The sequence below is a fragment of the Flexilinea flocculi genome, from assembly GCF_001192795.1.
GTDB lineage: Bacteria > Chloroflexota > Anaerolineae > Anaerolineales > Anaerolineaceae > Flexilinea > Flexilinea flocculi.
Genome location: NZ_DF968181.1, coordinates 2,221,421 through 2,243,833 on the forward strand (window position 1 = coordinate 2,221,421; position 22,413 = coordinate 2,243,833).

The window sequence follows — 22,413 nt, forward strand, 5'->3', positions numbered from 1 at the left end:
AACGTATATACGTGCAAAATAATACATTCAAAAATGAATATTTTTCATAGTTCGCATGACTGGATTTTCTGCAGATACGCAAAATTTGAAGAGACTTTTTTAGAAAAGATCGAAGGATTGTTGCAGTTTCTTAGATTAGCTCCATCAAGAATAAAAACGCAAACATTTTTTCCCCGCATATCGAAATGCTGAAAATCAGGAAAACACAATTAACCCGTCTCATCTATGATAAAATTTTCAACGATTCGTAACATCAAAAAAATTGGATGATAAATCCTTTTCAAAAACAGAGGCAAAAAATGAAAGAAAAAATTCTCGTAACAGCAGCCTGGCCTTACGCTAACGCTTATATCCATGTCGGAAATCTTACCGGAGCCTACCTTCCGGCTGACATCTTTGCCAGATTTCAACGGCTGATGGGACGAGAAACTTTATTCGTCTCAGGTTCTGATGCACACGGTACTCCGATTACGGTCCGTGCAGATGCCGAAAAATCAACTGCTGAAGCTGTTTATAAAAGATTCCATGAATCGTTTCTGGACATGCAGCATAAGGTCGGTATCACCTATGATCTTTTTAGCAGTACGCATACAGAAAATCATTTTAAAGTCTCTCAAGATGTTTTTTTGGCACTAAAAGAGAATGGTTACTTATACAAAGCAACTGATAAGCAATGGTACACGCCTTCTCAGAAAAAATTTCTTCCAGATCGATATGTTGAGGGAACCTGTTACATTTGCGGTTATGACAATGCCCGCAGCGACCAATGCGACAAATGCGGCAATTTGCTGGATCCGGAAAAACTGATCAGCCCCCGCTCAAAGATTGATGGATCCATGCCGGAATTAAGAGAGACGGAACACTATTATCTGGATCTCGGTAAGCTGCAAAACAGAGTTGTTAATTTTCTGAAAGCACGAGAAGACTATTGGCGTCCCAACGTTCTCCGTCAATCCCTGGGACAAATATTAGCTGAAGATCTGCATGGCAGAGCAATCACACGTGATTTAGACTGGGGTATTCCGGTTCCCGTAGAGGACGCAGCAGGAAAATGCCTCTATGTTTGGTTTGAAGCTGTAATTGGCTATCTTTCGGCTTCGATTGAATGGTCAAAATTACAGGGGACACCAGATGCCTGGAAAAAATGGTGGGAAGAATCTGACAGTAAATCGTATTATTTCATCGGAAAAGATAACATTCCGTTTCATGCGGTGATCTGGCCTGCTCAATTATCCGGAATGGGAACAAAATTCGACCTTCTGTTCGACGGGAAAGAAGGCGAGGCGTTGAATCTGCCGTACGATGTACCGGCCAATGAATTTATGAATCTTGAGGGTCAAAAAATCTCTGGCAGCCGCAATTGGGCAATTTTTGTCAACGATTTTCTGGAAGATTTTGACCCCGATCCGCTGCGTTATTATTTGACTGTAAATATGCCAGAATCACAGGATACGGATTGGGACTGGGAAGATTTCCTCAAACGAAACAACAATGAATTGGTTGCGAATTGGGGCAATCTTGCCAACCGGGTGATTTCATTTGCCAATAAACATTGGGGAGAAATTCCAAACCCAGGTGATCTGGATGAAGATGACAAACAATTACTGGAAACAATCGAATCCGGATTTGAAAGTGTTGGAAAAGAATATGATGCAGTCCATCTGCGCGCTGGCCTGGCAGAATCACTGCGTCTCGCGACAGAAGTCAACCGTTATCTGGATATCGCTGCTCCATGGCAATTGGTAAAAACCGACAAAGAAGCTGCCGGAAGAAAAATCTATACAGCATTACGAGCGATCGATTCATTAAAAATACTATTTGCTCCGATTCTTCCTTTCTCCTCGGAGAAACTGCATAAAATGCTGGGGTATGAAGGACAGATTTTCGGGGATCTTGTAACAAAATCCATTCAGGACAAACTGGGCGAACACACAGTAAATTGTTATGACCCAACAAAAGCGATTGGGAAATGGGAACCGTCGAAACTGCCTGCCGGACAAAAATTCGGTGAGATTTCCCCGCTATTCAAAAAATTAGACCCTTCCATTGTCGAAATCGAACGGGCAAAATTGGGATAAGAAATTGCTGTGATTCGAATGACCGTAACAGCCATGAATCATAGGGACCTGACTTTGTCAGGTCCTTTTTATACGGCAATGAAAGTCATTTCCGTTAATTTCATCTGTTTCGGCAGCAATCCTTTGAGAAACAGCTATTCAAAATATCCACTTAATATTAAATAAGGAAAAAATGTTATTGCGTAGTTTTTATGCGAAACGCAAAAACAATGCAACAAACACTTTTATTTTTCGAATTGCTGAATGGGAAATCAATCAGGGTTATTTTTTAGTGTGAGTCTTTAACGTTTCAAAATCTAATTCCGGTATATGAGACAGTTCAGGATAAGGGTCTTCTTTGCGAATTTTACACATCATAAAATTCAAGATCTCTTTTGCAATACCAATTATCGGAGCGGCCAGGAGCGCTCCAAACAAACCAAGCCTTGAGCTCAAGATCAGAATACCCAGTGTGATAATAACTGGATGAATGTTCAATGCTTCGCTCATAACACGCGGTGTGATCAGGATGTTTTCCATTTGCTGTATCAAAAGATAGGCAGCGATGACTACCAAAACCATCAGAAAATTATTAAGCGGAATCCATTCCGAGCCAAAAATCATGGCGGACAGGATTGCCGGAAAGCTCGATATGATCGGGCCGATATTGGGAACTACTTCACAAAAGCCTGCAATAATCCCCAGCCACAACGCCCATTTCAGCCCAAGTCCTGTACAGACAAGAAACGTGATAATACCGATTGAAATCATCAGTTTCAATTCGCCGACAAAATAATTATTCCAAACCCCTCCAAGACGATTGATCAGTTCTCGAACTTCAGCGCGGTAAGATTCCACAAATTGATTGGCAATCCAATCCTTTATTTTCCAGCCATCATTACTGAAATGAAACGAAGCCATAATGGTTGTTAAAATTGCGATGGATACATGGAAAGCAGTACTCAACACATTTGCTGATACTGAGATCACAGATTGCAGCATCCGTGAGAGATCCGGAATAATGGATGAAACATTTATTTTTGAAATATCAAAGGAATTAATGGTTTTTCTTAATTCAACCAACGGAACCGTCAGATCGATACCAACACTTCCGATTTTTAATTGTTTCACTTCCAATTCAAGGATAATGTCACCGAGCCATGTATCGATACTCTGAATCACCATTGGCCAGTCTGTCGAAAGGAACACTTGAAATTTACTGGTGATTAATGGAATTACCAGGCTGGAGAGCAATACAACAAGAATAATCAGGATCAAATAAGAAAAGATTACAGCAAGACTTTTCTTAAAACGCAGAATCCTGACTTGAAATCGAACCAGCGGCGATAAAATATATGCGATAAGTCCCGCAATAAGAATTAAATTTAAATTACTTCGTGCAAAAGAGAACAGGATTATGGACAGAATAATAATTCCTGTTACTGCCATATAGCGCAGCGTATCACTCCATTGTCGTTTTGTTTCCATCGAAATCCCGCCTGAACTGATTATATGAAGGATTTTACCTGCAAATTACTATAATGTATCTTTCTTATATGTCAAATCAGTAATTCGAAATATTGATTTACAATTCGATTCAACAATCCACCCTATATTTCAAATTGCTGATATTGAATCACATCCATTTCATTAATAAGGGTAGAAATTATGCGGATTTTGTCCAACACCGTTATACCGCATTTCATAATGCAAATGCGGACCGGACGAATTACCCGTTGTTCCCAACCCGCCAATCACATCTCCACTGAATACATAATATCCGCATTGAACGTTGTACGAATCCAGATGGGCATATAATGTCTGCCAACCGTTTCCATGGTCAATCATGACCACATTTCCATAGCCCCAGTCATTCCATCCGGCGTAGACAACTACCCCGGCATCAGCTGCATAGACTGGATTTCCAATTTTCCCCCAAATATCAATTGCGCGATGATTTGATTCTGGCGAATAATCATATCCGGAAATCCATGTCTCCGTAGTTGGCCAGACAAAATTTCCGCTTCCAAGCGGTCCGTCCATAACCGCTTCACAGGCTCCTGGTCCATAGATCGTTGCGACAGCAGGATTCTCACGTGTAATTAATGGAGCAGACCAGTTGATAAATTCTCGTGATCCACCCGGAACTATCAGCCAGGTTCCAGCAGGAATATTCGGATGGCTGAAATCACCGATTGTCTCAATGGAAAGTTTATTTCCAGGATAATCAATGATTGCCTCTGGCGACACACCATACACATCCGATACGCCATTCAACCCATCCCCGTCATGCCATTCATAATATACGCCATCGACAGGAAGAATATTGATGGTCATACCTTCCAGTAAATTATGAGGATTATCCGATAATGTATACGGATTGCCCCACAAAATGGTGCTTGGACTGAGATTGTATTTTTCAGCAATAGCAATCACCGTATCATTCGGCATGACGGTATATTTGATCACCTCGCTTCGCGGTTTGGCTGGCAAATCGGTATGGTTTTGCGAGAAACGAAAAATGCCCTCATGAATCTCTTTATTTTCCAAACGCGGATAAGAGGGATTGTAATAAGGTAGTACCGCATCTGCTACGGTTATCGTTTCGCGAACTGTCTCGCTTGTCTGAACTTGCTGCTCCGAACGGTTTCGTAAATAATACTTTCCCATAAACCATAATACAATACAAATCAGAATCAGGGTAATCATCGCTGACCCGATTTGCAGAAATTTTTCGCCAAATCCCATCCATACCATTTTCATCCAAATGGATGTCCAACGATCTTTTTTTTCAACCGGATCGGGTGGTTGTCTTGGTTCAGCAGGCTTTTGAGATTGCTGATCCTTGTTTTCAAAAGAATTATTAATCATTCACACTCCTGTACGTCATAATATCATAATCTATAATAATCAGAGCAAGGTAGTGGTTTCAGTGATTCGAAAATAGGAAGAAGCAGTTGTTGTTGTGTAATCTTTCTATGAATTTGTGCTGAAGTATTCCTCATCGAAATCTTTCCGCTCCAAAATGATGTAATTAATCAAATCGATTTTCTTCTGAAATAATCTCGCTACAATTTTTTCTTATAAGTATTATCCACATAAATACCGTAAATTTCCATACGAGCCGCAGGAGCGAAGCAATCTCCTGTTTTGCGGGGACAGATTGCTTCGTTGAGCTGATGCTCTCCTCGTAATGACAGAATCACGTATCAATCCTGCAACAGCGTACCATGTCATTGCGAGCTCCGCAGGAGCGAAGCAATCTCAAGCGATATGAAAATTAATTTACTTCCCTTTTTCAAAAAAAATTGAAATTACGAATAATTGCCAGACAATACTTTTTTTTACCCATTTCCAGTTATTTGAATATAATCAAACTCATGTCTACTATATTTCCTTTTACCGCCATCGTTGGTCAGGAACGAATGAAACGTGCCCTGATTCTGAATGCTGTTGATCCCCGTATCGGAGGAGTCCTAATCCGCGGAGAACGCGGTACCGCAAAATCGACTGCCGCTCGCGCACTGGCAGCTTTATTGCCACAGGAAAAAGTCATCGCAGAATGCAGATTTGGATGTAATCCTTCTGATGAAGTACATTGGTGTACGGAATGTAAAGAACGCCAGGCCAAGAATATTCCCATGTCAGTCATTTTACGGCCTACACCTTTTATCAACCTGCCAGTTTCCGCGACAGAAGACCGCGTGATTGGCACACTGGATATTGAGAAAGCCATCCAGAGCGGTGAAAAACGATTTGAACCTGGAGTTTTAGCAGCTGCCAACCGCGGATTGTTATATATTGATGAAGTAAACCTTCTGGAAGACCATGTTGTTGATATTCTGTTGGACTCTGCTGCGATGGGTGTCAACAGAATTGAACGCGAAGGAATTTCTTTTTCTCATCCGGCACGGTTCATTCTGGTGGGTACGATGAATCCCGAAGAGGGTGATTTACGTCCGCAATTATTAGATCGTTTTGCCCATGCTGTGGATATTTTTGGGATCTCAGATTCCTGGGATCGTGTTGAAATCATTAAACGAACCATCAGCTATGAAAGAGATCCGGATGCTTTCTGCCGCGAATGGGAAACAGAAGAGAATATTCTCTCAGAAAAAATTATCACTGCGCGAAAAAATCTATCCCATGTCACCTATCAGAACCATGATTTGATCTCAATTGCTTCACTGACTGCTTCTATGAAGGTGGAAGGCCACCGCGCAGATCTGGTCATCCTGAAAACAGCCGTCGCTCAAGCTGCATTTGACAGCAGAACCTATATTACCGATTTAGATATCGCGATGGCGGCAGAATTGGCATTACCCCACAGACTCCAAAAAGGACCTTTTGCGGAAAAAGAAATCAGTACCGAAGAATTACAAGATCGAATTGAACAGTTACGCGGGAAAAACGCCCCTGAAAATTCTGATTACAAAAATGTATCAGAATTAAATGATGAGGAAAAAAAAATTTAAATGATGGCTCAATCGCTACCGTCGCTCCTGCCAATTCATCGATGTATTCACATACCGGCGATACCATTTTTAATGCCGGACAAGGTGCTTGGTGGGACGGCGCGCGTAATTTTAATTTCGATACACCGCTGATCACAAACGAATACACACCGTCAGTCTCAAAAAAGAAAAATTCTGGAAAAAGAACACGCATCATTTCCAAAGACCTTCGAGGTTATTATGTCAAAGCACGACCTGCCATAGACAGAGTTCGGGATATCGCATTTGATGCTACAATTCGGGCTGCCGCTCCTTTTCAAAAATCACGAAAAACTAACGAAAAATCAAAAAAACTGATCGTTCAAAGACAGGATATCATGAAAAAAGTACGGATGAGAAAATCCTCCCATCTGCTTCTTTTTTTAGTAGATCTATCCTGGTCGATGGCCGTTCAGGAACGAATGGCGATTACAAAAAGTGCGATTTTATCACTTTTGACAGATGCGTATCAACAGCGGGATCGTGTCGGACTGATTACTTTCCAAAAAGATGGAGCAAAAGTTATTTTACCGCCTACTCATTCTGTGATGCTTGCGGAAAGATCCATGAAACGCGTAAAAGTAGGAGGGAAAACTCCGCTATCCGCTGGATTGTGGAAAGCATATGAGTTGCTGAAACATGAAAAGCAAACGCATCCGGATGTTAATGCTCTATTAATAATTTTGACAGACGGCGCTGGTAATGTGGCGATGGGAAACTATGATCCGTTGATCGAGTCCAGAAAAATTGCAGAAAAAATCCGTGATGAAGGATTTCGCAGTATTGTTATTGACATGGAACAATACACATTTGACCAGGGATTGGCGGTTGAACTTGCCAAACAACTGGATGCGCCGTGCTATCTGGTCGCCGGTTTGAAAGCAGATGAATTAATCAGAACAGTAAAAAGAGAGTTGTAACGGATAAAGTTGATTCTCGATTTATCGATCCATTATATGGAATAAATCCTTTGTTGATTGACTTGAAAGGTGAGTTATTATTCGAAATTGCGGTTTGTTAGTTCCAGCGATTCGAAATTCAGACTTATAATTTTATTAATTACCACGAAACCTTTTCCGGGGAAGATATGGAAGAAAAAACAAAAATCAAAGAATTTTTATGTGAAATTATCTCTCTGCCCGGGATTTCCGGTTACGAAACTCCCGTCACAAATGCCATCGCAAAAGCATGGGAACCATTTGTCGATGAAGTGAAAGTTTCAAAGATCGGGAATCTTTACGGTATAAAACGGGGCAGTCCATCGAAAGACGGAAAACCCAATAAACGGCTGATGCTGGCTGTCCACATGGATGGTATCGGCATGGTCATTGCAAAAATCTCCGGTGAACTCTTGTATTTTGCACCAATTGGCGGATTTGATCCAAGAATTCTGCCAGGACAATTTGTCAACATTCACAGTCAAAAAGGAGATTTTCCAGGAATCATTGTTCAGCTTGCTCCGAATCTGCTTTCTGAATCATATGAAGGGAAACCGGTTCCTTTAGATCAGTTAGTTATTGATACCGGCCTGGAAGAAAAAATGGTAAAAGAAACTTTCCGCGTAGGAGATATTATATCCTATGCGAATTTACCGCAGGAGCTTCCAACGGATTGCATTGCAGGACACAGCCTGGACAATCGGGCTTCGGTTGCAGCAGTGACGCAATGTCTGACAGAACTGCAGCACATGCGGCACAGTTGGGATGTTTTTGCTGTCGGGACGACACAGGAAGAAACTGCTTTTCTGGGTGGCGCTACCTCTCCTTTTGACATTCTGCCGGATTTGGCCATTGTAATTGATGTTACATTTGCTAAAGGCCCTGGTGCGGATGGATGGAGGACGGTTGCTTTGGAAAGCGGCGTTTCCATCGGCTATGGTGCGAATCTGCATCCCATGTTATTTGCGGAGATCAAACAGCTTTGTGAACAGCTTGATATTCCCTATACATTATCCCCGCAACCGTTAATGTCGGGAACCGACGCCGATCCAATCCAAATCACTGGAGCAGGTGTACCGACAATATTGCTAAGCATCCCGCTGCGTTATATGCACACGCCGGTTGAAATTATCTCGATTAAAGACGTTATGCGGACAGGTCATCTGATGGCTGAATTCATTGCAAGACTGTCGCCGGACTTCATAGAAAAAATTGTATGGGAGGATGAGCAATGAATAACACGAATGATCAATTGATCGATCTCCCTATATTGACTGATGAGATGATTGGACTGCTTGAAACGCTGAGTAACATCGCTGGTGTATCCGGAAACGAAATTGCAGTCCGTTCAATTATACGAGATTCGATTGCCGGATTTGTTGATGAGCTGCACACCGATGCGCTGGGGAATCTGATCGCACTTAAGAAAGCAAAAGTTGAAAAACCGCTGAAAGTATTGATCGCTGCTCACATGGACGAAGTCGGATTTATGCTGGTGGAAAAAGAATCGGATGGGATTTTCCGCTTCAAAGTGATTGGCGGAATCGATGAGCGTGCTCTGGCTGGAAAACCGGTTCAGGTTGGGAAAAAGCAGAAACCCGGGGTGATCGGCGCCTGCCCAGTTCATTTATCCACGAGAGAAGAACGCGAACGAATCTTATCTGTTGATACCTTAAGAATTGACACGGGACCTGGCACATCGGAAATCCAGCCGGGAGAATATGCTACTTTTGCGACGAAATTCATCCGCATGGGGCAAAGCGTCTGCGGTAAAGCGCTGGATAACCGGATCGGTGTTGCCACATTAATCGAATTAATCAAGAATTGTCCGGAAAATATCGAATTAATCGCCGCATTTACCGCTCAAGAAGAAATCGGATTGCGCGGAGCTACCGTTGCCCCGTTTCGCTATGATCCGGATGTAGCTTTTGTAATTGACTGTACACCTGCTAACGATCAGCCTGCCTGGGATCAATCTGAAAATACACACTACAAAACCAAACTGAACCAGGGACCTGCCATTTATGCATCAGATGGACGCACCATGTATGATTACCGATTAATACACTTTCTGACCTCGCTGTGTGAAAACTATGCGATCCCTTACCAGATTCGTCAGCCGGGACCCGGTGGAACCGATGCGGGGGCAATTCATTTATCAAAGAATGGCATCCCGACAGCATCCGTTTCTGTTCCCGGCCGATATGCCCACACTGCTGCCATGATTGTTCGTATTGCTGATTGGGAAAAACATTTCCAATTAATGACCGCCGCACTTGCTCATCTGCATGCTGATATTCTTAAAGCTGACCGCTGATTCTTTGAATCATCGTCCTGATTGATAAGGAGAAATGAATGAAAAATTTATTGAACACATTGACCCAGACCTTTGGTCCTTCAGGGTATGAAAAAGAAATCCGAAATTTTATACAAAAAGAAATTGAACCATTTGTGGATGAAATTCATATTGACGCGCTGGGCAACCTGATCGCCAGAAAAGGAGTACAAAAGGAAGACGGAAAACGGATCATGATTTCCGCGCATATGGATGAGTTGGGTGTGATGGCCTCTCATATTGACAAAGATGGTTTTGTATACATCGCCTTTATCGGGGGGATCAATCCGTTGACTTGTTTCGGCTCCCGGGTTAAATTCATGAATGGTACGGAGGGAGTTGTTTACGCAGAGACAAAAAAAATGAATAAAATTCCGGATGTCACACAGTTATTTGTCGATGTTGGAGCTTCATCGAAAGATAACTGCCCGGTAAAAGTTGGAGATGTCGGCGTTTTTGTCAGACCGTTTCTAGATCTGGAAAGTCGTGTGGTTTCAAAGGCACTTGATGACCGGATTGGCTGTCTCATAGCGATCGAAACGTTAAAATCCATAAAAGACTCACCGAACGAACTGTATTTCGTTTTTACCGTTCAAGAAGAAGTTGGCGTTCGGGGCGCCGTTACCTCTGCGTATGCAATTGACCCCGACATGGGAATCGCGGTCGACGTAACCATCGCTTCCGATGTGCCGGGAGGAGAACAACTAAATCCGGTCCTTGGAAAAGGACCTTGCGTAAAAGTTAAAGATAGTATGTTGATTTCTCACCCTATGGTTATCAAAGCAATGACCGATGCCGCTGACAGAAAAGAGATCCCATATCAAATGGAAGTTCTGCGATTTGCTGGAACGGATGCCGGTGCAATTCAATTCGCCCGCTCAGGCGTTCCGTCCGGCTGCCTGTCTGTGGCTTGTCGGTATGTCCATTCACCCTCAGAAATGGTAGATTGGGATGATGTTGAAAATTCCATTCGTTTGCTCACAGAAATCTTAGACAAACCGGTTATTCTATAATGCAAAGCGGCAGAAACAGCGATTGGATCTACAGCTTATTTGAACAGCAATGTGATTTTTGGAAAAGTTTTCTAAAATAAAAAAAGAAGTTTTGCTGTCAAGTTGTTTTTTTGGGAGGCATAATTGTTAATCTGGATTTTATCTGGTTTTAAGGAGTGAATGAATCTCTTCTGTATTATCTGTCATTGGAATGCTTAATTTTAAGCGATTCTGTTTTCAACACACTATAATCGGGGATAGAACAGCAATTCGAATCAATCGGGAAAAAAATACTTGATGTGATGTTTTTATGCGAAGAGCAAAAACATCACATCAACGAAGATCCGCCCAAAATTTCGAATTGTCGAGATAGCACAGTAATTCGAAATTTGGAAATACGCTTTTAATAAGAGAGGGAAGTATTTGAAACTGGGGATAGAAACTATGGGAAAATACAAAAAGAACAAACCTTATCTCACAATTTTCAGCATCCTCATTTTTTGCAGTTTCCTTTCAGGATGTTCGATATTGATTGATTCGATCAATCTCTTAAAAGAAACCGATGCTTCTACTATGCTTGCGGAAAATATCACTGAGACAACAATTTCAGTCACACCAATTTCCCTGAAAGACACACAGACGAGTGAATCCTTACAGCAAACACCATCTCCAGAAAATGCATCCATACCGGACATACAAAATCTTGTGATTTGGGTTCCACCGCAATTTGATCCTTCACAAAATACGAAAGAATCGAAAATTCTGACAGATCTCATAGGTAAATTCACAGAAGAACATCCAGGGGTTAACATCACTTTCAGGGTCAAAGCGATTACTGGTGATGGTAGTGCATTAAGCGCACTCTCCGCCGCAAAAAATGCCGCCCCGGATGTTATCCCTTCACTGGTCATCCTAAACCGCAATGATCTCTTGTCTGCTGTGCAAAAAGGATTAGTCTACCCCATTACAACCAATATTTTTTCTGAAGCGAATTCCTGGTACTCGTACGCAAAACAATCCTCGGCTGCAGAGAATTATATTTATGGAATACCAATTGCCGGTGACACATTGGTCATGGTCTATCGGGCTAGCAAAACCGGCGCAGCAATGACGACATGGGAGGATATTCTCTCCCGTGGACTTCCTATTGCCTTTGTCCCAGCCAGTTCTGACGGATTATTCCCCACCTTCATCTATCTGGCAAAAGGAGGTAAACTGATCGACGACAAAGGCCAGCCATGGCTGGATCAGTCTATTCTGGTAGATACCCTGAAATTATTCCTGACAGGCGGACAAAATGGCGCGTTCCCGCCTTCTCTGGCACAAGTGGTTGATCAGAGCCAAAACTGGCAAATGTTTTTAGAAGGCTCGGTCAGCATTATCATTTCGAATTTTTCGACCTTCCAGCACAACAAAGGACCCGATATCAAAGCCATGGCAATTCCATTATTCACAGATAATCAAAGGTACCCTTTGATGAATACATGGAATATAGCAGTTACTACAAGCAATGCAGAGATTCAAAATCTTGGAATTCAGTTTGCTGAAAAGATGGCAGATCCAATTTTCAATGATATTTGGACAGCCAATGCAGGTTTTTTCCCTGTCAGACAATCCGAACATGTAGAATGGCAGAAAGATGAATCCTATGACACGATTCTCAAAATCCTTCCTGATGCGGCGCTTCTTCCGGAAAGTCAAATCTTGAATAAAATATCACCAATTTTAAACATGGCTGTTTCAAAAGTGATTAAGAGCCAAACTACACCGGAGCAGGCTGCTCAGGAAGCTATTTCAGAATTGGAATAAAAAAAATGAGCAAAGAAAAATTTAAGAAGCAACAAAATAAAAGGATCTACTGGATTCCATTTTTTATTCTGATCACGATTGTAATATTTGCTTTAATCCTTGCAGATCCGTTCCGGATTATAACGCTGGACAGTAAAGACGGGGGACTCTTAAAAAGTGCAAAGATGGACGAGTCTGCGATAATTTTACCAACATTGACCCCTTTACCGGAAAACTATCCAAAACTTCCGCGTGAATTTTTTGAAAATGAAAATCAAACCAATGGGATCATTTTAGGCGGAACGATTCTTGTGTTAATTATTGTGATCGGAACGCTTATTTCTATAAAGAATGAACATAGAAAAACATGAGGAAAAAAAAACGGCCTTTCTTTTATCAGGAAAAGAAGACAATCTGGCCGATATTTTTATTATTTATCATCGGAATTGCGATTTTCAGCATTTGGAGTATTCGTGTTCCACGCATTCGTCAACTGTTTGGATGGCATGTGATTGATGCCCAATCCTATGCAAAAAGTCTCTTGATACCTGTTCATACTCCGAATCCGCTTCTATTTCGTATTCCCACAATTTATCCGACGATTGAAATGCCGCCGGAACAAGTAATATTTGCAGAAAATCTTGAAAATATCAATCTCGAACAAGATCGTGTCGATCAAAGTCCTCTGGTGACTCCTACGCCCGGAATCGCCTGGATCATTAAAACACAGCGGCCTGTATCCGAATCAATAGCTGCTCCTGATGAAGAAGACAGCAAAGCATTTTTAATACCTCCGGTTTTTGAACATCAAGATTTTCAAAACGATGGTCCGGCTGTTCTGAGCGCCGCAATCCGATTTTATGGAAAGACCGAAAGTCAGTACCTGATCGCGAAAAAAATAAAACCGGACTATTTTGATCCATTTGTATCATTTGAAGAAATGGAGACATACCTACACGCAATATATCCGGATTTAGGATGTCAGATCCGAATCAACGGAAATACAAATATGCTGGAACGCCTGGTTTTTGCCGGATACCCCGTAATAATCCGTATTGAAAGGGAAAAAACATTCCCGGCATGGGATGGTGATGATTTGAAAGACAGTCGGTATATTTTCATTACGGGATTGGATAAAAACGAAAATCGAATCACTTATCAGGATCCTTTCATCGGTGACCGAATCAACGATACCTATGACCAAATCATGGCAGACTGGTATGCCTACCAACGGAAATACATGGTTGTATATCCCAAGGATGATGAATGGCGTGTACAGCAGATATTCGGAGATCAATGGGAAAAGGATTATAATTTTCAATCAGCTCTTCAAAAATTCCGCAAAGATGCAGAAATGCTTCCGCAAAATGTATACGCATGGCTCAATATCGCTGTTGTGTTAGCGCAAAATGAACAATATGAAGAGGCATGGAATACTTACAGATCTATTCAAAATTTATCGATTCCACAGCGATTTTTCCTATATAATCCATCTTTGTATGCTGCAGCGTTTCATACAGGAAACGCAGATGAATTAGGTTCCTATGCAGATTATTCTTTGAAAATTAATGCTCACTCAGAGGAATCATGGCTTTGGAAAGGGTGGGCGATGATACTCCGTAACCAAGAGGAAGAAGCTGCACAGTGTTTTCGAAAAGCACTATCGATAAAACCCGATTATCAGGATGCCCTTTATGCAGTTGAGTTCTTAAAAAAGTAATAAAGTTTGCTGGAGATGAACTATGGGAAACAATCAAAAGAAAACTACACTATGGATTGTTGTGATTGCAGCGATATTGCTGATCGGTTGTATGTGTCTTTCTGCATGTGCAGCCGGATTATTTATCTTCTTAAAAGCCGAACCGCAAAGTATGCTGGAAAATATTTTCAATAATGCGGATGATGAAAATAAACAAAATTCTGCAGATCAAACCGAGGAACCGGAACAAGATACTTCCTTTAATACGCTGACTCCAGGTCAAATGAAAATCATTGAGACCGCTCAAAAAATCCGCGAACTCAGTACTCAAAATGATTTTTCGCCAGTTTACAAAACCAAAGAAGATTTACGTAAAACTTTGATCGAGCAACTGCATAAAAATACATCCAAACAAGATTTGGTCGATGAACACGATCTACTGACAATCTTAGGTTTCATCCCACAAGATTTCGATCTGGAAAAATTTTACCTTGATTTCTACGCAGAACAGATCGCGGGCTTTTATGACCAAGAATCAGGAGAGATGATTTTAGTAAAAGATGGTACTGAAAAAGAAAACAGTCTGACCTTAGCCCATGAATTTATTCACTATTTACAATTTGATAATTTCGATATGGAGGGGAAGCTCAATTACAATAAGCAATCCTGTGAAACCGACAGTGAATATTGTTTATCTTTGGAAGCTGTGATGGAGGGGGACGCTACATTGATGGAAACACTGCTGACCCGCCAAAAAGATCTGGATCTGCAGAAGGATGAAATAGACGAGTCAGTCTCCAAGAATTTTGAAAACGCGCCGAAATATTTCCAGGAATATTTGATGTTTCCATACTCTTACGGCTTTAATTTTGTATATTCTTTTTACATCAAAGATGGTTTTCCTGCTGTAGACCGATTATATTCCAATCCGCCGGTGAGCATCGAACAGATTATGCATCCTGACCGTTATCCCGATGAAAAACCAACGCCAATTCTGATGGAACCATTTCAGGATGAAATCGCCAAAGGTTGTGAACTGATTTTTGATAATACATTGAATGAAGCCGATTTGCTCTGGCTGCTGAACAGCGGATATGAAGAAAAATGGCGCCTTTCGGATAAAACTGCCCAAGAAGCAGCGGATGGTTGGGGCGGTGGACACTTCCAATTTGCAAGATGTGACGAAAAGCCGATGTTTTTCAGTAAAACAACCTGGGATTCAAAAAAAGACGCGGATGAGTTTACGAAAGCCCTTTCTGACTATAATCAATTGCGTTGGAATCCTGGTGATGCAGATGCTACTTGGACAGGGAATAACAATGAGACCATCGATGTAATACAACAGGAAGACGTCGTATATTTCATGATTCGTCCGGACACATTCCAGAACAACTCACTGCTGGAGTTAATCCGAAGCGGTTCATCCCTATAGATTTCTGATAATAATTCTTCTGGACCAATGAAGCGATTTTTTTTTAAATTTATAAAATTATCGTACTCTTGAAAAAAAGAGAAAGTATGGTTTTGTGTTGTTTTGCGCAAAGTACAAAACAACACAAAACTATTTAAATCTTTCCTGCATTTCAAATTCTTCCCGCTGATTACTGACATGACAAATTCATTCAAGAACCAAACGCTTCAAGTTATTGTATTTGATATCGACGGAACGCTTGCTGAAACAGATGAGTATTATATCAACACGATACAAAAAGTTATCCGCCCAATATTTTTTTTCATCTCTGAAAAAAGAACCAGACAAATGATCCGAAAAATGGTCATGTTCGATGAAACACTGCTCAGTACATTCTATTTTTTGTTAGACAGAATTGATCTGGATGTTCTGTTTCGCTCACTCCATAACCGTTTCTCACAGCGAGGAGTAGAATACCGCTATCAATTAATGGAGGGATGCAACCAGACACTGACGGAATTATCAAAAAAATATCGACTGGCTATCTTCACTGCCGGTGGAGAAAAAAGCACGGAAGCATTTTTAAAACGGGTTGGTTTAGCGGGATTATTTGAAGTAGTAGTCTCATCGAAAACATGCAGATACACCAAACCCAGCGGACAACCGCTGCGTTATATAGCCGATCAGATGGGCGTTCAAGTCAAGGATTGCCTTATGGTTGGCGATACGATTTTTGATCTTGGATCCGCAAATAATGCAGGCGTGAATTTTATCGGAGTGAAATCGGGATTTGACGGGGAATGGCTTCTTCGATTATGTGGCGCGAAAATAATTATCCCATCAGTAAAAGAGCTACCCGATTTTTTGTGTCGAAATCTTCTTTAATCTTGCCAGACGTTCTTTGATTTCTTTTTCATACCCCTCTTCGGTAGGCTCATAAAATCCGCCATGGACTGAATCAGGCAAGTATTGTTGAGGAACATAATGCTCCGGGAAATTATGTGGATATTGATAACCGCTTCCATGGCCGAGGCCTTTTGCATCCCGGCTGGAATCCATCAGATGGATCGGTATTTCTCCAACGCCCTCTTCTTTGATTTGATTGATCGCTTTAAAGATTGCCATTGTCGAATTTGATTTCGGAGCCGTGGACAGATATAGTACTGCTTCAGCAATTGGATAATATCCTTCCGGCATTCCGATAAATTCAAAGGCGGAAGCGGCTGCTGTGGCAATTTGCAGCGCCCGCGGATCAGCCAGCCCGATATCCTCACTTGCTAAAATAATCAACCTTCGCAAAATAAATCTGGGATCCTCTCCTGCAATCAGCATTTTGGAAACCCAATAAAGGGCAGCATCCGGATCACTACCGCGGACTGACTTGATAAATGCGGAAATGGTATCATAATGTGCATCTCCGTTTTTATCATACTGCAACGCTCGCTGTTGAATTGATTCTTCCGCGATACTCAGTGTAATGTGAACTGAACCATCAGCTTCCAACGGAGTTGTCTCAACAGCAAGTTCTACAGCATTCAATAAATTTCTTGCATCCCCGCCGCTCAAATCGATCAATAGTTTTCTGGCGTCCTGCTCGAATACAATTCGTCGATTTCCATATCCGCGATCCTTATCCGATAAGGCACGATTGAGAATTTCATCCAGAGCTTTTTCATCCAATGGATGCATCTCGAAAATGCGCGAACGGGAAACCAATGCGCGGATAACTTCAAAATATGGATTTTCTGTGGTGGCGCCAATTAATGTGATGAGTCCATTTTCTACATGCGGCAGCAAAGCATCCTGTTGGGCTTTATTCCATCGATGAACCTCGTCAATGAATAAAAGCGTACGTGTATTGTACAGTTTACGCCGCTCCTGAGCTTCAACAATTACTTTTCGTAAATCAGCCACTCCAGCTAAAACTGCCGATATAGATTCGAAATGCGCCCTGGATTGGATCGCGACCAATTTCGCTAAAGTCGTTTTTCCCGTTCCCGGAGGGCCAAAAAGGATGATCGATGAAAAAAGACGGTCTGTTTCAATTGCACGGCGCAGGAGTTTTCCCTTTCCAATAATATGATCCTGTCCGACAATTTCATCCAGTGAACGTGGACGCATGCGGGCTGCTAATGGCGCCATTCGATCGACCTTCTCATTCATTGAGAAATCAAATAAATCCATACATGTGATTATACTCGACCTCTATCATGCAATCAGCGATCCGAAATCTGGAAAAACAGATTATAGTTTTGATATTTTTACGCAAAAACATCAAAATAACATTCATTCTCTTCATAATATCGAATTCCAGTTGTCACGGAAAACGTGCAGTATAATTCTGATCAGTTACATTGAATCACATTGATACGAAATCATGAAAAACAAATATCATAATCAGTAAATACCATTCATCCTATTTTTTTTATGATAAAATCATAGTTTGTGTCGGTATGAGCATCTTTACGGCGGGTCGTACATATGCGCCAAATTTGTCATCTGACCAGGTGAAAACTTTTTTGGAGGCGAATTTATGACAACAGCCAATGCAACGAAATCCTATTCCCGGATTCCAAGTGCTACATCAATGCCTGATCTGATTGAAGTTCAATTGAATTCATTTCAGATGCTAAAGCAGGATGGTATTGCAGAACTGCTCAATGAAATTTCTCCCATTGAATCTTTTAACAAAGGAATGAAATTATATTTTCCTGCAAAAGATGCGATCACAGAAGAATGGGGATTGAAATTTTCATTTGGAGAACCCAAACATACCGTTGAAGAATGTGTTGAACGCGATTTGACGTATTCCTGTCCGCTGAATGTGACCGTTTTACTGGCTGGCAGCGAAGTATCGGAACCGCTGAAACAGGATATTTTCCTTGGCGATTTTCCGGAAATGACCGAGAATGGCACCTTTATAATCAATGGTACTGAACGTGTTGTTGTTTCCCAGTTGATCCGTTCTCCGGGTGTCTATTTCGAAGCGCCGGTCGATCGTTCAACAGGTCATCGGCTGGCAATGGCAAAACTCATTCCAGATCGCGGCGCTTGGATGGAGTTTGAAACTCGTAAGAATGATTATTTAATCCTGAAATTTAATCGAAAACGAACTGTTCCGATTACCATTTTTCTACGTGCGTTAGCAGCAGTTGACGATGGAATTGTTGGAGAACCTCCGATCCAAAAAGGAACTGACGAGGAAATTATTTCCCTTTTCTCCGACATTGATAACAATCCTGACCGGATGTTTATTGCATCCAGCATAAAACAGGAACCGGAATGGGAAAAAGACTATCCTGGAATTGAAATCGGGCAAGCAGCTTTATTGGAATTCTTTAAAAGAATGCGTCCGGGAGATCCTGCAACCGTCGAAAACGCAAAACAATTTTTGGAAGAACAACTTTTTGATCAGCGTCATTATGACCTCGAACGTGTCGGTCGATATAAGCTGAATCAAAAATTGGATTTAACTGAATATATACCCAACAATCATCGCAATGTGACCAAATGGGATGTCGTCCGGCTTGTCCGGCATTTAATCATGATCAATAACGGCATGATTGATAAAGATGATATCGATCATTTGGGCAATCGTCGCGTTAAGACAGTCGGAGAACTGATTTCCAATAAACTTCGGATTGGTCTCCGCCGGATGGAACGAGTCATCAAAGAAAGAATGTCGATCCGCGATCAAGAACGTGTTACACCGGTCAGTCTTGTCAATATCCGTCCAGTTGTTGCAGCATTGCGTGAATTCTTTGGCTCTTCACAGCTTTCTCAATTTATGGATCAAACAAACCCGTTGGCAGAATTACGTCATAAACGTACCTTGTCTGCTCTGGGTCCCGGTGGTCTGCGCCGTGAACGTGCAGGATTTGATGTCCGCGACGTCCATCATACGCATTATGGCCGTATCTGCCCGATTGAAACACCGGAAGGGCCAAACATCGGTTTGATCGGCCGCCTGGCAAACTATGCAAAAGTCAACGAATACGGCTTTATCGAAACTCCATATCGCAGAGTCTATAAGAATCTTTCCAAAGATGATCATCGTTTGGTTGGAAGACAGGTCAACGAAACTTTGACCGATGAATCAGGTAATGTAATCATCGAAAAAGGTGAAAGAATCACCGAAGAAATGATTCCAGCCATTAAAAAATTAAACAAATCGATTATCTTCATTACGCCTTATATTTCAGAGGATGTGGAATATCTTTCCGCGGATGCCGAAGATAAATTCGTGATCGGACAATCCAATACGAGAATCAACAACTGGAATGAATTTGATGAGAAATCCATCTCCAGCCGTCACTATTCCGATTTTACAACCTCTTCTCCGGAAGCGATTGACTATATGGATGTCGCCCCGCAGCAGGTCGTCGGTGTCAGTGCAGCTTTAATTCCATTCCTGGAACATGACGATGCGAACCGTGCATTAATGGGTTCGAACATGCAGGCACAGGCGGTTCCGCTGATCAATCCGGATATTCCTTTAGTCTCAACGGGCATGGAGAAATATGCGGCTATCGATTCTGGACAGGTCTTGACATCACCGGAAGACGGAGAAGTGATTTCAGTCAATGCTACGCAAATTATTGTTCGCGATACGAACAATATGCTCCATACCCATCAGCTTCGAAAATATCAACGATCCAATCAGAGCACATGCATTGATCAACGTCCAGCAGTAACAAAAGGGCAGCGTGTTAAAAAAGGGCAGGTTCTGGCAGATTCATCTTCAACAGTCGATGGAAATTTAGCGCTGGGTCAAAATGTTGTTGTTGCGTTTGTTTCCTGGGAAGGCGGTAACTTTGAAGACGCAATCCTGATTTCCGAACGAGTTGTCATGGACGATAAATTCACTTCCGTACATATCGAAAAATATGAATTGGAAGCTCGTGATACGAAATTAGGACCGGAAGAAATTACACGCGACATTCCGAATGTCGGTGATGATGCAATCAAAGACCTTGATGAGACAGGAATTATCCGAATCGGAGCCGAAGTCGGACCAAATGATATTTTGGTCGGAAAAATTACACCGAAAGGTGAAAAAGAGCTGACACCGGAAGAACGGCTTCTGCGGGCAATATTCGGTGAAAAATCACGGGATGTTAAAGACACTTCTCTGAAAATGCCACATGGCGAACGCGGCAAAGTTGTAGACGTCAAAGTCTTTACACGCGAAGAAAATAATGATTTATCGGCTGGTGTCGATACAATGGTGCGGGTCTCTGTTGCTCAACGGCGAAAATTGACTGCCGGTGACAAAATGGCTGGACGTCATGGTAACAAAGGCGTTGTTTCCCGCGTTGTACCAATTGAAGATATGCCATTTCTGGAAGACGGTACGCCGGTAGACATCATCCTGAATCCGCTTGGAGTTCCTGGCCGTATGAACATCGGTCAGATTTTGGAAGTCCATCTTGGCTGGGCAGCTCATCGGCTTGGCTTCCGCGCAATCACACCGGTTTTTGACGGTGCTACTGAATATGAAATTGAATCCGAGCTTTCCCGTGCATGGATGCTTGATAAAGCCTGGCGGGAAATCGGTGATCGTGCCTGGGATTGGTTGAATGAGCAGGGTTACGATCCCAGCCAGATTACGGATGACAATGAAGTCAGACTTCTTTATGTTGGAAACTGGCTTGAGGGTAAAAAATACGATTTCTATCGTCTAAGAAATGATGAATTTTATGCCAAACAAGTTGTTTTCTCAGAATGGCTGAGCGAACATGGATTCAATCCGGAGATGATTGTTGACTGGGAAAACGTCCAACCGAACGCTCCAACCGTACTGCCAAAAGACAAAAATGCTATTTCTGCCTGTCTGCAGCTCTGGATCGAAGAAGAAGGCAGGAATATTGCCGAAGATGGTTCCAATGGGACCAAATATCATTATGAAAAAGCAGAGCTCGAAGGTCTGAATGAAGAGGAACTCCGCGGTATTGCAGCTCAAATCAGTTTAAAAACCGGTAGACCTGTTCCAATTGTCGGTAAACAAAAACTGATCAATGCAAAAACGGGAGAGTCGTTTGACCAGCCAGTTACTGTTGGCGTCATGACTATGCTGAAACTGCATCACCTGGTTGAAGATAAAGTCCATGCACGTTCAACAGGACCTTACAGCTTAGTCACGCAGCAACCGTTAGGCGGTAAAGCGCAATTCGGTGGTCAACGCTTTGGTGAAATGGAAGTCTGGGCTTTGGAAGCATACGGCGCAGCGTATACGCTGCAGGAAATGCTGACAGTAAAATCGGATGATATCCAGGGACGTGTCAGCACTTATGAGGCAATCGTGAAAGGAAAACCAATTCAGGAACCTGGATTGCCAGCCTCATTCAGAGTCTTAGTCAAGGAACTGCAAAGCCTCGGTCTTGCTGTGGAAGCCCTTCTTGAAAATGGCGAAGTTGTCAAATTCGGGAAAGAGGAAGAACGGATTAAACCTCCAAAGATGGAAGGCGGATTGCTGAATTATACCAGTGACGCCTCAATCAGCATGGCTGACCTTGGACTATAATAATAACTATTTGTAACTTGAATAAAGACTGGACGGTTCATTGCCGTCCAGTCTTTTTATTTGACGATTGAAAAGATTTGTTGCAGATCCATCAAATTCCTAATTACTTGAAAACGAAAGTATTATGGGATCCATATTATATTAAGAATAATGGTATTCATCCTCTCCGATGCTGAG

Annotated in this window: 15 protein-coding genes; 12 read left to right on the forward strand and 3 right to left on the reverse strand. The window is 42.0% G+C overall.

Annotated features, from left to right (window positions below; genetic code table 11):
- Window positions 1-266 precede the first annotated feature (266 nt).
- A complete protein-coding gene (gene metG, locus ATC1_RS14205; RefSeq protein WP_152024328.1) occupies window positions 267-2,078 on the forward strand; it encodes a methionine--tRNA ligase in 1,812 nt (603 codons plus the stop codon).
- Window positions 2,079-2,339: 261 nt separating this feature from the next.
- Here metG and ATC1_RS14210 read toward each other — a convergent pair whose 3' ends face one another.
- The gene (locus ATC1_RS14210) at window positions 2,340-3,545 is read right to left on the reverse strand and encodes an AI-2E family transporter (protein ID WP_062283792.1); all 1,206 of its coding nucleotides are present in this window, start codon (window positions 3,543-3,545) and stop codon (window positions 2,340-2,342) included.
- Window positions 3,546-3,707: 162 nt separating this feature from the next.
- Window positions 3,708-4,928, reverse strand: coding sequence for a LysM peptidoglycan-binding domain-containing M23 family metallopeptidase (locus tag ATC1_RS14215; RefSeq protein WP_062283795.1), 1,221 nt, complete (start codon window positions 4,926-4,928; stop codon window positions 3,708-3,710).
- 509 nt (window positions 4,929-5,437) lie between these two features.
- Here ATC1_RS14215 and ATC1_RS14220 point away from each other — a divergent pair.
- The 10 genes from ATC1_RS14220 to ATC1_RS14265 all read left to right on the forward strand — a co-directional run bounded on the left by ATC1_RS14220 (window position 5,438) and on the right by ATC1_RS14265 (window position 16,598).
- Window positions 5,438-6,532 (forward strand): ATP-binding protein, encoded by a 1,095-nt coding sequence (locus tag ATC1_RS14220; RefSeq protein ID WP_062283798.1) that lies wholly within the window; start codon window positions 5,438-5,440, stop codon window positions 6,530-6,532.
- Between the two features lie 41 nt (window positions 6,533-6,573).
- Window positions 6,574-7,470, forward strand: coding sequence for a vWA domain-containing protein (locus tag ATC1_RS14225; RefSeq protein ID WP_082174820.1), 897 nt, complete (start codon window positions 6,574-6,576; stop codon window positions 7,468-7,470).
- Window positions 7,471-7,637: 167 nt separating this feature from the next.
- Window positions 7,638-8,723 carry a zinc-binding metallopeptidase family protein gene (locus ATC1_RS14230; protein WP_062283801.1) on the forward strand — a complete coding sequence of 362 codons (1,086 nt, stop codon included), beginning with the start codon at window positions 7,638-7,640 and terminating at the stop codon, window positions 8,721-8,723.
- On the forward strand, window positions 8,720-9,805 hold the full coding sequence (locus ATC1_RS14235) for a M42 family metallopeptidase (protein WP_082174821.1): 1,086 nt from the start codon (window positions 8,720-8,722) through the stop codon (window positions 9,803-9,805). Before ATC1_RS14230 ends, ATC1_RS14235 begins: the two co-directional genes overlap by 4 nt.
- Window positions 9,806-9,843: 38 nt before the next feature.
- A complete protein-coding gene (locus ATC1_RS14240; protein WP_062283804.1) occupies window positions 9,844-10,836 on the forward strand; it encodes a M42 family metallopeptidase in 993 nt (330 codons plus the stop codon).
- A gap of 423 nt (window positions 10,837-11,259) precedes the next feature.
- Window positions 11,260-12,624 (forward strand): extracellular solute-binding protein, encoded by a 1,365-nt coding sequence (locus ATC1_RS14245; protein WP_062283806.1) that lies wholly within the window; start codon window positions 11,260-11,262, stop codon window positions 12,622-12,624.
- Window positions 12,625-12,629: 5 nt separating this feature from the next.
- Window positions 12,630-12,974: a hypothetical protein gene (locus ATC1_RS14250; protein ID WP_062283809.1), complete on the forward strand. Its 345-nt coding sequence runs from the start codon at window positions 12,630-12,632 to the stop codon at window positions 12,972-12,974.
- Window positions 12,971-14,323 (forward strand): hypothetical protein, encoded by a 1,353-nt coding sequence (locus ATC1_RS14255; protein WP_062283812.1) that lies wholly within the window; start codon window positions 12,971-12,973, stop codon window positions 14,321-14,323. The genes ATC1_RS14250 and ATC1_RS14255 overlap by 4 nt, the downstream gene beginning before the upstream one ends.
- Before the next feature lie 22 nt (window positions 14,324-14,345).
- Window positions 14,346-15,734 (forward strand): hypothetical protein, encoded by a 1,389-nt coding sequence (locus ATC1_RS14260; protein ID WP_062283815.1) that lies wholly within the window; start codon window positions 14,346-14,348, stop codon window positions 15,732-15,734.
- Window positions 15,735-15,911: 177 nt separating this feature from the next.
- Complete coding sequence (locus ATC1_RS14265; RefSeq protein WP_152024329.1) at window positions 15,912-16,598, forward strand: HAD family hydrolase; 687 nt, start codon at window positions 15,912-15,914, stop codon at window positions 16,596-16,598.
- On the opposite strand, the gene ATC1_RS14270 is transcribed toward ATC1_RS14265, so the two are convergent.
- Window positions 16,566-17,876 (reverse strand): AAA family ATPase, encoded by a 1,311-nt coding sequence (locus tag ATC1_RS14270; protein WP_236688144.1) that lies wholly within the window; start codon window positions 17,874-17,876, stop codon window positions 16,566-16,568. The genes ATC1_RS14265 and ATC1_RS14270 overlap by 33 nt on opposite strands.
- A gap of 370 nt (window positions 17,877-18,246) precedes the next feature.
- On the opposite strand from ATC1_RS14270, the gene rpoB reads away from it, so the two are divergent.
- Window positions 18,247-22,236, forward strand: coding sequence for a DNA-directed RNA polymerase subunit beta (rpoB, locus tag ATC1_RS14275; RefSeq protein WP_062283822.1), 3,990 nt, complete (start codon window positions 18,247-18,249; stop codon window positions 22,234-22,236).
- Window positions 22,237-22,413: the final 177 nt, after the last annotated feature.

Bases quoted from the DNA above. Each gene is read 5' to 3' on its own strand.
- metG (WP_152024328.1), top strand. From the start codon at position 267: ATGATAAATCCTTTTCAAAAACAGAGGCAAAAAATGAAAGAAAAAATT.
- ATC1_RS14210 (WP_062283792.1), bottom strand. From the start codon at position 3,545: ATGGAAACAAAACGACAATGGAGTGATACGCTGCGCTATATGGCAGTA.
- ATC1_RS14215 (WP_062283795.1), bottom strand. From the start codon at position 4,928: ATGATTAATAATTCTTTTGAAAACAAGGATCAGCAATCTCAAAAGCCT.
- ATC1_RS14220 (WP_062283798.1), top strand. From the start codon at position 5,438: ATGTCTACTATATTTCCTTTTACCGCCATCGTTGGTCAGGAACGAATG.
- ATC1_RS14225 (WP_082174820.1), top strand. From the start codon at position 6,574: ATGTATTCACATACCGGCGATACCATTTTTAATGCCGGACAAGGTGCT.
- ATC1_RS14230 (WP_062283801.1), top strand. From the start codon at position 7,638: ATGGAAGAAAAAACAAAAATCAAAGAATTTTTATGTGAAATTATCTCT.
- ATC1_RS14235 (WP_082174821.1), top strand. From the start codon at position 8,720: ATGAATAACACGAATGATCAATTGATCGATCTCCCTATATTGACTGAT.
- ATC1_RS14240 (WP_062283804.1), top strand. From the start codon at position 9,844: ATGAAAAATTTATTGAACACATTGACCCAGACCTTTGGTCCTTCAGGG.
- ATC1_RS14245 (WP_062283806.1), top strand. From the start codon at position 11,260: ATGGGAAAATACAAAAAGAACAAACCTTATCTCACAATTTTCAGCATC.
- ATC1_RS14250 (WP_062283809.1), top strand. From the start codon at position 12,630: ATGAGCAAAGAAAAATTTAAGAAGCAACAAAATAAAAGGATCTACTGG.
- ATC1_RS14255 (WP_062283812.1), top strand. From the start codon at position 12,971: ATGAGGAAAAAAAAACGGCCTTTCTTTTATCAGGAAAAGAAGACAATC.
- ATC1_RS14260 (WP_062283815.1), top strand. From the start codon at position 14,346: ATGGGAAACAATCAAAAGAAAACTACACTATGGATTGTTGTGATTGCA.
- ATC1_RS14265 (WP_152024329.1), top strand. From the start codon at position 15,912: ATGACAAATTCATTCAAGAACCAAACGCTTCAAGTTATTGTATTTGAT.
- ATC1_RS14270 (WP_236688144.1), bottom strand. From the start codon at position 17,876: ATGAATGAGAAGGTCGATCGAATGGCGCCATTAGCAGCCCGCATGCGT.
- rpoB (WP_062283822.1), top strand. From the start codon at position 18,247: ATGACAACAGCCAATGCAACGAAATCCTATTCCCGGATTCCAAGTGCT.